General features: G+C 45.8%; 13 protein-coding genes. 12 read left to right on the forward strand and 1 reads right to left on the reverse strand.

The window, feature by feature from the left end; all coding sequences use genetic code 11:
- The first annotated feature begins 6 nt into the window (after window positions 1–6).
- The 11 genes from ACHBIE_RS02245 (at window position 7) to ACHBIE_RS02295 (ending at window position 10,024) form a co-directional block, all read left to right on the forward strand.
- Window positions 7–1,182 (forward strand): ABC transporter substrate-binding protein, encoded by a 1,176-nt coding sequence (locus ACHBIE_RS02245; RefSeq protein WP_394732612.1) that lies wholly within the window; start codon window positions 7–9, stop codon window positions 1,180–1,182.
- Window positions 1,183–1,255: 73 nt separating this feature from the next.
- The gene (locus ACHBIE_RS02250; RefSeq protein WP_105137216.1) at window positions 1,256–2,125 is read left to right on the forward strand and encodes a branched-chain amino acid ABC transporter permease; all 870 of its coding nucleotides are present in this window, start codon (window positions 1,256–1,258) and stop codon (window positions 2,123–2,125) included.
- A 4-nt stretch (window positions 2,126–2,129) separates the two neighbouring features.
- The gene (locus tag ACHBIE_RS02255; protein WP_394732613.1) at window positions 2,130–3,101 is read left to right on the forward strand and encodes a branched-chain amino acid ABC transporter permease; all 972 of its coding nucleotides are present in this window, start codon (window positions 2,130–2,132) and stop codon (window positions 3,099–3,101) included.
- Entirely contained in the window at window positions 3,082–3,846 is a 765-nt protein-coding gene (locus tag ACHBIE_RS02260; protein ID WP_394732614.1) for an ABC transporter ATP-binding protein, read from the forward strand. Before ACHBIE_RS02255 ends, ACHBIE_RS02260 begins: the two co-directional genes overlap by 20 nt.
- On the forward strand, window positions 3,846–4,556 hold the full coding sequence (locus ACHBIE_RS02265) for an ABC transporter ATP-binding protein (protein WP_105122835.1): 711 nt from the start codon (window positions 3,846–3,848) through the stop codon (window positions 4,554–4,556). The genes ACHBIE_RS02260 and ACHBIE_RS02265 overlap by 1 nt, the downstream gene beginning before the upstream one ends.
- A gap of 485 nt (window positions 4,557–5,041) precedes the next feature.
- Window positions 5,042–5,734 (forward strand): orotidine-5'-phosphate decarboxylase, encoded by a 693-nt coding sequence (gene pyrF / locus ACHBIE_RS02270; RefSeq protein ID WP_172062625.1) that lies wholly within the window; start codon window positions 5,042–5,044, stop codon window positions 5,732–5,734.
- Window positions 5,735–5,768: 34 nt separating this feature from the next.
- Window positions 5,769–6,401 carry an orotate phosphoribosyltransferase gene (gene pyrE, locus ACHBIE_RS02275; protein WP_394732615.1) on the forward strand — a complete coding sequence of 211 codons (633 nt, stop codon included), beginning with the start codon at window positions 5,769–5,771 and terminating at the stop codon, window positions 6,399–6,401.
- A 90-nt stretch (window positions 6,402–6,491) separates the two neighbouring features.
- The gene (locus ACHBIE_RS02280; protein ID WP_172073208.1) at window positions 6,492–7,412 is read left to right on the forward strand and encodes a glycosyltransferase family 2 protein; all 921 of its coding nucleotides are present in this window, start codon (window positions 6,492–6,494) and stop codon (window positions 7,410–7,412) included.
- Between the two features lie 12 nt (window positions 7,413–7,424).
- Window positions 7,425–8,078, forward strand: coding sequence for a uracil-DNA glycosylase (locus tag ACHBIE_RS02285; RefSeq protein WP_172074501.1), 654 nt, complete (start codon window positions 7,425–7,427; stop codon window positions 8,076–8,078).
- On the forward strand, window positions 8,075–8,737 hold the full coding sequence (locus ACHBIE_RS02290) for a hypothetical protein (protein WP_172095971.1): 663 nt from the start codon (window positions 8,075–8,077) through the stop codon (window positions 8,735–8,737). Before ACHBIE_RS02285 ends, ACHBIE_RS02290 begins: the two co-directional genes overlap by 4 nt.
- Before the next feature lie 18 nt (window positions 8,738–8,755).
- Complete coding sequence (locus tag ACHBIE_RS02295) at window positions 8,756–10,024, forward strand: dihydroorotase (RefSeq protein ID WP_394732616.1); 1,269 nt, start codon at window positions 8,756–8,758, stop codon at window positions 10,022–10,024.
- A gap of 138 nt (window positions 10,025–10,162) precedes the next feature.
- On the opposite strand, the gene plsY is transcribed toward ACHBIE_RS02295, so the two are convergent.
- Window positions 10,163–10,804, reverse strand: coding sequence for a glycerol-3-phosphate 1-O-acyltransferase PlsY (gene plsY, locus ACHBIE_RS02300; RefSeq protein ID WP_105122842.1), 642 nt, complete (start codon window positions 10,802–10,804; stop codon window positions 10,163–10,165).
- A 139-nt stretch (window positions 10,805–10,943) separates the two neighbouring features.
- Here plsY and parE point away from each other — a divergent pair, with 139 nt between their 5' ends.
- Complete coding sequence (parE, locus tag ACHBIE_RS02305; protein WP_394732617.1) at window positions 10,944–12,887, forward strand: DNA topoisomerase IV subunit B; 1,944 nt, start codon at window positions 10,944–10,946, stop codon at window positions 12,885–12,887.
- Window positions 12,888–12,898: the final 11 nt, after the last annotated feature.

Genomic DNA, 12,898 nt, shown 5'->3' on the forward strand with positions numbered 1-12,898 from the left:
ATTTTCATGAAAAAAAGAAAATTTGCAGTAGCAATCGCTACATTTGCTTCAGCGGCTCTCCTTGCTGCCTGTGGCGCAGCTCCAACAAGCACTTCATCAGCAGCTGGTAACGAAGCTGGTGACACGATTAAATTGGGTTACAACTTGGAATTATCAGGTGCTGTAGCAGCATACGGACAAGCTGAGAAAAACGGTGCTGACCTTGCTGTTGAGGAAATCAATGCAGCTGGCGGTGTCGACGGTAAACAAATCGAAGTTGTTTCAAAAGACAACAAATCTGACAACGCTGAAGCAGCGACTGTTACAACCAACCTTGCAACAGAAGAAAAAGTTCTTGCGATGATTGGTCCTGCAACATCAGGTGCTGTAGCTGCGGCAACTCCAGGTGCGACACAAGCAGGCGTTCCATTGATTACACCTTCTGGTACACAGGACGATTTGACAGCTAAAGATGGTAAGGTTGAAGAATATGTCTTCCGTTCAACTTTCCAAGATAGCTTCCAGGGTCAAGTCTTGGCTACATTTGCGACAAAGACACTTGATGCTAAGAAAGTTGTTCTTTACTCAGACAACTCAAGTGACTACGCAAAAGGTATCGCTAAAGCCTTCAAAGAAGCTTACAAGGGTGAAATCGTTGTTGAAGAAACTTACCAATCAGGCGATAAGGACTTCCAGGCTGCTTTGACAAAATTGAAAGATCAAGATTTTGATGCAATCATCATCCCAGGTTACTACACTGAAGCTGGTTTGATTACAAAACAAGCGCGTGAAATGGGTATCGACAAGCCAATCCTTGGTCCTGACGGATTTGCGGATGCTAAATTCATCGAAGGTGCTGGCAGCAAGAATGCGACAAATGTTTACTACGTATCTGGTTACTCTACTAAAGTAGCACTTTCTGACAAGGCAACAAGCTTCGTTGATGCTTATAAGAAGAAGTTCGGTGAAGAGCCAAATATGTTTGCAGCCCTTGCTTACGATGCAGTCTACATGGCAGCTGATGCAGCAGAAGGCGCAAAAACTTCAAAAGATGTAGCAACAAACCTTGCTGGCTTGAAAGACTTTGAAGGTGTAACTGGTCCAATCTCAATCGATGAAAACCACAACCCTATCAAATCTGCTATCATGGTTAAATTGGAAAACGGTGCAGAAGCTTCAGCAGAAGCAGTAAGCGCTGAATAAGCTAAAAAATGCAATCTGGGGAGGCTTGGACCTCTCCAGATATTATTTATGTTATAGAAAGTTTGGTGACTATATGCTCCAGCAATTGGTGAATGGTCTTATCTTGGGAAGTGTCTATGCCTTGATTGCCTTGGGTTATACCATGGTTTACGGCATTATCAAGTTGATTAACTTTGCCCACGGTGACCTTTATATGATGGGGGCCTTTATTGGTTATTATCTGATTAATGCCTTCCAGCTAAATTTCTTTGTTGCGCTTGTTTTGACCATGGTATTAACAGCAGCCTTGGGTGTGCTGATTGAATTCTTGGCCTACCGTCCATTGCGCAACTCAACTAAGATTGCGGCCTTGATTACGGCTATCGGTGTGTCCTTCTTCCTTGAATACGGTATGGTTTATCTCTTTGGTGCCAATACACGTGCCTTCCCTCAAGCTCTTGAGACGGTTAAATTCAACCTTGGTCCGATTACTGTGACCAATGTTCAGTTGACGATTTTGGGTGTCTCTGTTTTCCTCATGTTGGCTCTGCAATTTATCGTCCAAAAAACCAAAATGGGTAAGGCCATGCGTGCTGTTTCTGTAGACAGTGACGCGGCTCAGCTCATGGGAATTAACGTCAACTCGACCATTAGTTTTACCTTTGCTCTTGGGTCTGCTCTTGCAGGTGCGGCAGGGGTCTTGATTGGTCTTTACTATAACTCTGTGGAACCTCTGATGGGGATGGCGCCAGGTCTTAAGGCCTTTGTAGCGGCCGTTCTCGGTGGTATTGGTATTATTCCAGGTGCGGCTCTCGGTGGCTTTATCATCGGTCTCTTGGAAACCCTGGCGGTAACTGTCGGTCTTTCCAGCTACCGTGATGCAGTTGTATATGGTATCTTGATTGTCATCCTCTTGGTGCGTCCAGCAGGTATTTTAGGTAAAAATGTGAAGGAGAAGGTGTAAGTTTATGAAACAAAATATCAAACCAATTTTAACCTGGCTTGCTCTTGTCCTTGTTATCTTTGTAGTTCTTTCTACCTTGATTGGCTCTGGTGTCCTGGGGCTTTACTATATACAGATTTTGATGGGGATTGGAATTTCTATCATCATGGCTTTGGGAACCAACCTTGTTCTCGGTTTTTCAGGTCAGTTTTCGCTGGGTCAGGCTGGTTTTATGGCAATTGGTGCCTATGCGACAGCTATTTTGACCAAGGCTAATCCTACCTATGCAGGCTTTTATCTGTCTATTCTTGTGGGCTGTCTTGTAGCTGCCCTGGTAGCCCTGGTGGTCGGTATCCCAACTCTTCGTCTAAAGGGTGACTACTTAGCTATTGCAACCCTTGGTGTGGCTGAGATTATCCGTATTGCCATTATCAATGGTGGTGACTTGACCAACGGTGCTGCTGGTTTAACAGGCATCTTGCCGTATACAACTTGGACAGTTGTCTTTCTATTTGTAGTAGTGTTGACGGCTCTGATTCTCAACTTCTTACGGAGCTCATTTGGCCGTCAGGTTATCGCTGTGCGTGAAAATGAAATCGCTGCGGAGTCCATGGGTGTTAATACAACCAAAGTCAAGGTAACAGTCTTTGTTATCGCGGCTATCCTATCAAGTATCGCAGGTTCTCTCTACGTTGGTTATATCGGTACGGTTGTTCCTAAAGACTTTACTATCATGCGTTCGATTGATTACTTGATTATCGCAGTGCTTGGTGGCTTGGGTTCTATGACAGGTACGATTTTGGCGGCCCTTGTTCTTGGTTTCCTCAATATGTTCCTGCAAAATTTCTCAGACCTTCGGATGATTATTTACTCATTGGCTCTTATTTTGGTCATGGTTTTCCGTCCAGGTGGTCTGCTCGGTACATGGGAATTAACCTTCTCATCATTCTTTAAGAAAAAAGCGAAGGAGGGCAAAGATGGCACTTCTGGAAATTAGAAATTTGACCAAGCACTTCGGTGGTTTGACTGCTGTTGGCGACGTTACCATGGAGCTCAATGAAGGTGAGTTGGTCGGCTTGATTGGTCCTAACGGTGCTGGTAAGACAACCCTCTTCAACCTTTTGACCGGTGTTTACGAGCCGAGCGAGGGAACTGTGACGCTTGACGGTCACTTGCTTAATGATAAGGCACCTTACAAGATTGCATCTCTTGGCCTCTCACGTACCTTCCAAAATATTCGTCTGTTCAAGGATATGACGGTTTTGGAAAATGTATTGGTTGGATTTGCCAATCATCACAAACCGCATCTCTTGGCTTCCTTCCTGCGCTTGCCTAAGTATTACCAGAGCGAGGCGGATTTGAAGGCTAAGGCTATGGAACTCTTGGCAATTTTTGATTTAGACAAGGATGCAGACTCGCTGGCGAAAAACTTGCCTTATGGTCAGCAACGTCGCCTGGAAATCGTTCGTGCCCTTGCGACAGAACCGAAAATTTTGTTCTTGGATGAGCCAGCGGCTGGTATGAACCCACAGGAAACGGCAGAATTGACCGAACTCATCCGCCGTATTCAAAAGGAATTTGGTATTACCATTATCCTGATTGAGCACGATATGAGCCTGGTTATGAAAGTGACTGAGCGGATCTATGTGCTGGAGTACGGCCGTTTGATTGCCCATGGAACGCCTGAAGAAATCCGGACCAACAAACGTGTAATTGAAGCATACCTTGGAGGTGAAGCATAATGGCCATGTTAGAAGTAAAAAATCTTTCCGTCAACTACGGTGCGATTGAAGCCGTCAAGGATGTGAGCTTTGAAGTCAATGAGGGCGAAGTTGTGACCCTTATAGGCGCCAATGGTGCAGGCAAGACCTCTATTCTCCGCACCATCTCAGGCTTGGTTCGTCCGTCTGCTGGAAGCATTTCTTTCCTCGGAAATGAGATCCAAAAAGTTCCAGCTCGTAAAATCGTGGCAGATGGTTTGTCTCAAGTACCAGAAGGTCGTCACGTTTTTGCAGGATTGACGGTTATGGAAAACTTAGAAATGGGTGCCTTCCTTCGTAACAACCGTGAGGAAAATCAGGCAAATCTGAAAAAGATTTTTGACCGTTTCCCACGCTTAGAAGAACGTAAGAACCAAGATGCAGCCACTCTTTCAGGTGGTGAGCAGCAGATGTTGGCAATGGGGCGTGCCCTCATGAGCCAGCCAAAACTCTTGCTTCTTGACGAACCTTCAATGGGATTAGCGCCAATCTTTATCCAAGAAATCTTTGACATTATCCAAGATATCCAAAAACAAGGGACAACAGTCCTCTTGATTGAACAAAACGCCAACAAGGCCCTCGCAATCGCAGACCGTGGCTACGTCCTAGAAACAGGAAAAGTTGTCCTCTCTGGAACAGGAAAAGAACTACTTGCATCAGATGAAGTCAGAAAAGCGTATCTGGGTGGTTGATATGCCATAATAATGCTACAAGGCTTTCATTCAGCTGTATCACGGAGTTGCTACTTCTGAAATCCAATACGAAAGGAGCGTAGCACTCTAATTTAATACTTAGCGAGCAATCAGTAAATCTGGTTGCTTTTCTTGCTTTCAAGCTGTAAATCAAAAATATGGCAGTCTATTATTGACTTGTGATTGTTTCATGAGTGTTTTCATTTTTGTAATCCAGTTTGTACCTCACAATCAAATTTAGCTCTCTAAAACAAGATCACTTTCCATCCTCAAGTTCATCTTTTGTCCTTATTTGTAGCAGAAATTCTCAAAACTGTTGACAGAAATCAAATAAAATAGTAGTATAGAGTCAAATAGAACCTTTAACTGAGTCCAGAGAGGCTGGAAAGGTATCATGGTAAGCATCTTAGAAGTCGAATTTCTAAGCTCATTTCGTGAACCCTGTCCAGAGTTGGCAGGGTTTTTCTGTGTACAGAAAGGATACTATGAAAGAAAAACGTCCCATTATTGCCTTGGATTTCGCAAGTAGTCAAGAAGTCGTTGATTTTTTGACTCATTTCCCAAGTCAGGAAAAACTCTATCTCAAGGTTGGAATGGAGCTCTACTATGCGGAAGGTCCGGCTATTATCAAAGACCTGAAAGACCGCGGGCACAGCATTTTCCTAGACCTGAAACTTCATGATATTCCCAATACAGTCCAATCGGCTATGTCGGTGTTGGCCAAGCTGGGTGTTGATATGACCAATGTTCATGCAGCTGGGGGCGTAGAGATGATGCAATCGGCTAGAAAGGGACTGGGACCTGGACCAATCTTGATCGCTGTGACCCAGCTGACCTCGACTTCGGAAGAGCAGATGCAGGCGGATCAGAATATCCAGACTAGCCTGGTGGATGCAGTGGTCCACTACGCCAAAAAGGCTCAGGAAGCAGAACTGGACGGTGTCGTTTGCTCGGCTCAGGAGGTCGATTTGATCAAGCAGGCCACTGGTGCGGCCTTTGCCTGTCTGACACCAGGAATTCGACCAGCTGGTAGCGAAGTGGGTGATCAAAAACGGGTTGTTACTCCAGCACAGGCGGCCAGCATTGGCAGTGACTATATCGTGGTCGGGCGTCCCATCACGCAGGCGGCCAATCCTTATGAAGCATACCTGGCTATCAAAGAAGAATGGAATATCTAAATAAACAATATTACTAATCTAAAGGAGAATTATCATGACACTAGCAACAGAAATTGCATCACATTTGTTGGACATCAAGGCGGTTCATTTGCGACCAGAAAAGCCTTTTACTTGGGCGTCTGGCATCAAGTCACCTATTTATACGGATAATCGTATCACGCTTTCTTATCTGGATACCCGCAACCTGATTGAGGATGGTTTTGTTCAACGAATTGAAGAGGAGTTTCCAGAAGTAGAAGTGATTGCAGGTACGGCGACGGCTGGCATTCCGCACGGAGCCATTATTGCAGACCGCATGAATCTGCCATTTGCTTACATCCGTAGCAAACCAAAAGAGCATGGGGCTGGTAATCAACTGGAAGGTCGCATTGTCAAGGGGCAGAAAATGGTTATCATCGAGGATCTGATTTCGACAGGTGGTTCTGTCTTGGATGCAGTGGCAGCGGCTCAACGTGAAGGAGCAGAGGTACTTGGTGTGGCAGCCATTTTCACCTACCAATTGCCTGTGGCAGACCGGAATTTTGACAACACTGGTGTCAAAATGGTGACGCTCAGCAATTATTCTGAACTTATAAAAGTCGCAAAAGTGCAGGGCTACATCAATGCGGATGGCTTGACTCTCTTGAAAAAATTCCGCCAGAATCCTGAAACTTGGTTGGAGGACTAGTTTTCACAGCAAAATCGCCTGATTTCTGGGAACATGGCCCTGAAAATGGTATAATGTTGGGGAAACAATTGACCGTATGAGGAGAAGTGTATGATTTCAGTAATCGTTCCTTGTTTCAATGAGGAAGAGGCGATTCCCTATTTTTACGACGCCATGGAAGTGGTCCGTCGGAAGATGAGGGAGCAATTTGAGTATATTTTTGTCAATGATGGGTCCAAGGATGGGACGCTCAAGGTTCTTCGGCAGTTGGCTGCTGAGGGCAATGGTGTCCGCTACATTTCCTTTTCCAGAAATTTTGGCAAGGAGGCCGCTCTTTATGCCGGCCTGCAGGCTGCGCAGGGTGAATTGGTGACCGTCATGGATGTGGATTTGCAGGATCCACCAGAAATGCTCACCCAGATGAAGTCCATCTTGGATGCTAATCCAGAACTGGACTGTGTTGGCACCCGTCGTGTCAGCCGTGATGGCGAGCCGCCTATTCGGAGCTTCTTTGCAAAGCTTTTCTACAAGCTGATGAACAAGATTAGCCAGGTAGAAGTGGTGGACGGGGCCCGCGATTTCCGTCTCATGCGCCGACACATGGTAGATGCTATCCTGTCTGTTTCAGAGTACAATCGTTTTTCAAAAGGAATTTTTGCCTGGGTTGGTTTTGAGACAGAATACCTGCCTTATGAAAATGTTGAGCGGGTGGCTGGTGAAACCAGCTGGTCCTTCTGGAAGTTGCTGTCCTACTCGATTGAAGGGATTATCAATTTTTCAGATACGCCGCTGAATATTGCATCCTATACTGGTTTCTTCACTTTCCTCCTGTCCTTGGTTTTGATGGTTGTCGTTGTCTTTAAGACTCTGGTCTTCGGGGATCCGACAATCGGTTGGCCGTCAACTATCTGTATCATCCTCTTTTTAGGTGGCTTGCAGTTGATGACCATTGGTATTTTAGGTAAGTATTTGGCCAAGGTTTTCTTGGAAACCAAGCATCGACCGGTTTATATCATCAAAGAGAAGAAGTAAGAGGTAGTCAGCATGGAGCATTCTGCTTGGCATGATCGGATAAAGGCCTTGTTGCCGGAGCATTATTTTGGCAACATCAATCAGTTTTTGGACCAGGTTTATTCTGACGGAACTGTTTATCCACCCAGGGAAAAGGTATTTGCAGCCTTGGAAAAGACGGCTTTAGAAAATGTAAAAGTGGTCATTTTGGGGCAGGATCCCTATCACGGACCTGGACAAGCACAAGGGCTATCCTTTTCAGTCCCAGATAGCATTCCAGCTCCGCCATCTCTCCAAAATATCCTAAAAGAGTTGGCTGAAGATGTCGGTGTCAAACAAGGTCATGATTTAACCAGCTGGGCTGAACAGGGCGTTCTATTACTCAATGCTTGTTTGACAGTGCCGGCCGGTCAGGCCAATGGACATGCTGGACAAATCTGGGAGCCCTTTACGGATGCGGTAATCAAGGTGGTCAATAGTCTGGACCAACCAGTTGTCTACATTCTTTGGGGAGTTTATGCCCGGAAGAAGAAGGTTCTTATTAACAATCCTAAACATTTGATTATAGAGTCGGCCCATCCAAGTCCGCTTTCAGCCTACCGAGGCTTCTTTGGAAGTAAGCCTTTTTCACAGGCTAATGCCTTTTTGAAACAGAATGGGAAGGAAGAGATTGATTGGCGAAGATGAAGTTAATTGAAGGAATGAAAATGACCGATTTTGAAAGAGATATATCATTCTTTGAGGCTTTGGATGAAAAGAACTTTAGCCTAGCTCACCAGCTTTATGAAGAAGGAGTTGCAAGGCTGGATGATGCCCATATTTCAGGCCATTTTTGGTTACGAAATCAACGGATTTATTTGGCGATTGCCGAGAAGGAAATGGACTTGGCAAAAGAGTTGGCTCAGGCTAATCTTGTTTTGGCGCGAGAACATAGCCAGGCTGAGGAATTTTTTCTGAGAGAATTGCAGCCAGTGGCCTTGCGCCAGGTGGCAGATGTAGAGCGAGAAGCAGGCAATTATCAGCAAGCTTTGGAGTTTCTTGAAGAGGAAGCAACTTTACTATCTGAATACAATGAGTCTCAACTTGTTGGTAATGCTTATGAGCAAGCCTATTTGCATTTTCTAATGGGAGATATGGAGTTGGCAGAGCAAGAGATGCGAAAAGTACTCAAGGAGGCAGCTCGTATTGAGTTTCCCTATATAGAAGCTAGTGCCAATCGTGTCTTGGGAGAAATCACCAAAGAGCGCAGCTATTTTGAACGAGCTAAGGAACTTTACTTAGAAGTAGATGACCAGATCAGTGCTCAAGAAGTGGAGCAATTGGTTGAAGCTGTGGCTAAACAGTAGCATTTAAAAGGAGTTATCATGCTGTTAATTAAGAATGGTCGTGTCATAGACCCGGAGTCTGGACTGGACGCAGTCGCTGATATTTTGATAGAGAACAAGAAAATCATCAAGATTGCTGAGCAGATTGAGGTAGATGCGGAGCAGGTGCTTGATGCTAGTGGCTTGGTTGTTGCGCCTGGCCTGGTGGATGTCCATGTTCATTTCCGTGAGCCTGGTCAGACCCACAAGGAAGATATTCATACAGGGGCTCTGGCGGCAGCAGCGGGTGGTTTTACCTCGGTTGTCATGATGGCTAATACCAATCCGACCATTTCGACAGTGGACACCTTGAAAGAGGTGCTGCAATCGGCCAGCAAGGAAAACATTCATATTTACAGTGTGGGAACCATTACCAATCAATTTAATGGCCAAGATTTGACGGATTTTGAAGGGCTCCTAGCTGCGGGTGCTGTAGCTCTTTCTGATGACGGCATTCCATTGACAAATGCTGGAGTGGTGCGAAAAGCTATGCAGGAGGCTAAGAAATTGGAGTGCCTGCTCAGCCTCCACGAAGAAGATCCAGATTTGAATGGTATTCTAGGTTTGAACGAGCAAGTCGCTGCCAAGCATTTTCACGTCTGCGGCGCGACTGGTGTGGCTGAATACAGCATGATTGCTCGTGACGTCATGATTGCCTATGAAACGGGTGCCCGTGTTCATATCCAGCATCTGTCCAAAGCTGAGTCTGTCAAGGTGGTCGAATTTGCACAAGGTATGGGTGCGCGTGTGACCGCAGAAGTAGCCCCTCAGCATTTTTCTCGGACAGAAGATTTGTTGTTGACCAAGGGGGCAAATGCCAAGATGAACCCGCCTCTTCGTTTGGAAAGCGATCGTTTGGCAGTCATAGAAGGGCTAAAATCAGGTGTCATTTCAGTTATTGCGACCGACCATGCACCTCATCATGCGGATGAAAAAAATGTAGAGGACTTGACGCAAGCACCGTCTGGCATGACTGGACTGGAGACCTCTCTATCACTTGGTTTGACGCATTTGGTGGAAGAAGGGCATCTGACACTCCAAGAATTATTGGAGAAAATGACCATCAATCCTGCCAAACTTTATGGCTTGGATGCAGGTTATCTGGCTGAAAATGGACCGGCCGACCTAGTGATTTTTGATCCTACAGTCAATCGTCAAGTATCAGCAACCTTTGCCTCTAAATCCGCCAATTCTCCCTTTGTCGGTGATTGGCTCATGGGCCAAGTTCGTTATACCATTGCGGATGGACAGGTTGTATTTGAAAAATAAGTGTTTTGAAGGAGCTGGTTGGCTCCTTATTTTTAAGAACTTTTTATCAAAGTTAGCAGTTTTAGGGTTTTGAATCTTACAAAAAAGCTGCTTTATTTCTCTTTCATGATATAAAAAAACGCCTCTCGGCGCTTGAAATTATTTCTTCTTTTGCTTTGTAATATTTAATCCAAAGGGAACGAGATTTTCTTCCTGTTTCAAAATGCGTTGGATATTGTCCTTGTGTCGGATAATGACAAAGCTACCCAGAAATAGGATAATCACGGTGAACAACCAGTCATAGCTATTGACCAAGAAACCAAGGGCTGGGAAAATCAGAGCTCCAAGCATTGCCAGGGCTGCTGCCAAGACACTTGAAAAGGAAACCATGGAGGTCAGGTAGAGAGAGGTCGCGAAAATAAAGACCAGATAGAGGCAGAAGAGGGGCGCAACACCCAGCAACATGCCAGCCGATGTGGCCACAGCCTTACCTCCCTTGAAATTGGCAAAAATCGGGAAGGTATGTCCCAGAACAGCTATCAAGCCAAATAGGATAGGTGAAGGGCTATTTACATGAAAGAAAACAGGCAGGAGGGCCGCTAGGGTACCTTTGAGAAAGTCGATGGCAAAGACCGCCATTCCAGCTTTCTTACCCAGGATACGGAAGGTATTGGTCGTCCCAGTATTGCCCGAACCATGTTCTCGGATGTTGATGTTGAAAAAGGCTTGTCCAATCCAGAGACCTGACGGAATCGAGCCCAGTAAATAAGCTAATATTAGAAGTAAAATTGTCTGTAACATACTTAGATTATAGCATAGTTGTCCGGCTTTTTCATCAAATAGTCAAGTTTGCCCTGTTCCAGCCGAAATAGCAGAAATTTTTTGCAAAAATGCTTAAAAACTTGTAAGATAGTAAAGACGATATGTATGGAGGTCAGTTTTGGCTAAGAAAGAGATTAACATAAATAACTATAATGACGATGCCATTCAGGTACTGGAAGGGTTGGATGCTGTTCGCAAGCGCCCTGGTATGTATATCGGCTCGACAGATGGGAACGGTCTGCACCACATGGTCTGGGAGATTGTCGATAACGCTGTCGATGAAGCGCTGTCTGGTTTCGGTGACCGAATTGACGTGACCATTAACAAGGACGGCAGTCTGTCCGTTTCCGACCGTGGTCGTGGTATGCCCGTTGGTATGCACGCTACCGGCAAGCCAACAGTCGAAGTCATCTTCACCGTTCTCCACGCAGGAGGTAAGTTCGGTCAAGGTGGCTACAAGACCTCAGGTGGTCTCCACGGGGTTGGTTCTTCGGTGGTCAATGCCCTGTCCAGCTGGTTGGAAGTTGAGATTACCCGTGACGGTGCTGTTTACAAGCAACGATTTGAGCAGGGCGGAAAGCCAGTCACGACCCTAGAGAAGATTGGTACCGCTCCAAAATCAAAAACAGGTACAAAAGTGACCTTTATGCCTGATGATACCATTTTCTCAACGACTGATTTCAAGTTCAACACCATTGCCGAACGCCTGAAAGAATCAGCCTTCTTGCTCAAACAAGTCACCATGACCCTGACGGATGAGCGAACAGGTGAGCAAGAGGAGTACCACTATGAAAATGGCGTTCAGGACTTTGTATCCTACCTTAACGAAGACAAGGAAACTTTGACACCAGTCCTCTATTTTGAAGGAGAAGATGCAGGTTTCCAGGTCCAAGTTGCCATGCAGTACAACGATGGTTATTCAGATAACATTCTCTCCTTCGTTAACAACGTTCGGACCAAGGACGGCGGTACCCACGAAACAGGTCTCAAACTAGCCATTACCAAGGCCATGAACGACTATGCTCGTAAGACCAACTTGCTCAAGGAAAAGGACAAGAACTTGGAAGGCTCTGACTACCGTGAAGGACTGTCTGCGGTCCTTTCTATCCTTGTCCCAGAAGAGCATTTGCAGTTTGAAGGTCAGACAAAGGATAAGCTGGGGAGCCCGCTGGCTCGTCCAATTGTAGACGGAATTGTCTCAGAAAAGTTGACGTATTTCCTCTTGGAAAATGGTGAACTGGCTTCAAATTTGGTTCGCAAGGCTATTAAGGCCCGCGATGCGCGCGAGGCCGCCCGTAAAGCCCGTGATGAAAGCCGAAATGGCAAGAAAAACAAGAAGGACAAGGGCCTTTTATCAGGGAAACTCACCCCAGCCCAGTCCAAAAATCCAGCAAAAAATGAACTCTATCTGGTCGAGGGAGATTCGGCTGGAGGCTCTGCCAAACAGGGCCGTGACCGCAAGTTCCAAGCCATTCTACCCTTGCGTGGTAAGGTTATCAATACCGCCAAGGCAAAAATGGCGGACATCCTCAAAAACGAAGAAATCAACACCATGATTTATACCATCGGTGCAGGTGTTGGCTCAGACTTTACGCTGGAAGATGTCAACTATGACAAGATTATTATCATGACCGATGCAGATACGGATGGTGCCCACATTCAGACCCTCTTGCTGACTTTCTTCTATCGCTATATGCGACCCTTGGTGGAAGCTGGTCGGGTTTACATCGCCCTTCCGCCACTTTACAAGATGTCAAAAGGCAAGGGCAAAACAGAAAAGATAGCTTATGCTTGGTCTGATGGGGAATTAGAAGATCTCCGCAAGGATTTTGGCAAGGGCTTTATCCTCCAACGCTACAAGGGTCTTGGTGAGATGAATGCCGATCAGCTCTGGGAAACAACCATGAACCCTGAAACCCGTACTCTTATCCGTGTCACCATTGAAGACCTGGCCCGTGCTGAACGCCGTGTATCTGTCCTTATGGGCGACAAGGTCGAGCCACGCCGGAAATGGATTGAGGATAATGTTAGGTTTACGCTAGAAGAAAACACAGTATTTTGATGAACAGTTTT

This window comes from Streptococcus sp. A23 (assembly GCF_043674155.1).
Taxonomy (GTDB): Bacteria; Bacillota; Bacilli; order Lactobacillales; family Streptococcaceae; genus Streptococcus; species Streptococcus suis_V.

Excerpts from the sequence above, each read along its gene's own strand:
- ACHBIE_RS02245 (WP_394732612.1), top strand. The coding sequence starts at position 7 with ATGAAAAAAAGAAAATTTGCAGTAGCAATCGCTACATTTGCTTCAGCG.
- ACHBIE_RS02250 (WP_105137216.1), top strand. The coding sequence starts at position 1,256 with ATGCTCCAGCAATTGGTGAATGGTCTTATCTTGGGAAGTGTCTATGCC.
- ACHBIE_RS02255 (WP_394732613.1), top strand. The coding sequence starts at position 2,130 with ATGAAACAAAATATCAAACCAATTTTAACCTGGCTTGCTCTTGTCCTT.
- ACHBIE_RS02260 (WP_394732614.1), top strand. The coding sequence starts at position 3,082 with ATGGCACTTCTGGAAATTAGAAATTTGACCAAGCACTTCGGTGGTTTG.
- ACHBIE_RS02265 (WP_105122835.1), top strand. The coding sequence starts at position 3,846 with ATGGCCATGTTAGAAGTAAAAAATCTTTCCGTCAACTACGGTGCGATT.
- pyrF (WP_172062625.1), top strand. The coding sequence starts at position 5,042 with ATGAAAGAAAAACGTCCCATTATTGCCTTGGATTTCGCAAGTAGTCAA.
- pyrE (WP_394732615.1), top strand. The coding sequence starts at position 5,769 with ATGACACTAGCAACAGAAATTGCATCACATTTGTTGGACATCAAGGCG.
- ACHBIE_RS02280 (WP_172073208.1), top strand. The coding sequence starts at position 6,492 with ATGATTTCAGTAATCGTTCCTTGTTTCAATGAGGAAGAGGCGATTCCC.
- ACHBIE_RS02285 (WP_172074501.1), top strand. The coding sequence starts at position 7,425 with ATGGAGCATTCTGCTTGGCATGATCGGATAAAGGCCTTGTTGCCGGAG.
- ACHBIE_RS02290 (WP_172095971.1), top strand. The coding sequence starts at position 8,075 with ATGAAGTTAATTGAAGGAATGAAAATGACCGATTTTGAAAGAGATATA.
- ACHBIE_RS02295 (WP_394732616.1), top strand. The coding sequence starts at position 8,756 with ATGCTGTTAATTAAGAATGGTCGTGTCATAGACCCGGAGTCTGGACTG.
- plsY (WP_105122842.1), bottom strand. The coding sequence starts at position 10,804 with ATGTTACAGACAATTTTACTTCTAATATTAGCTTATTTACTGGGCTCG.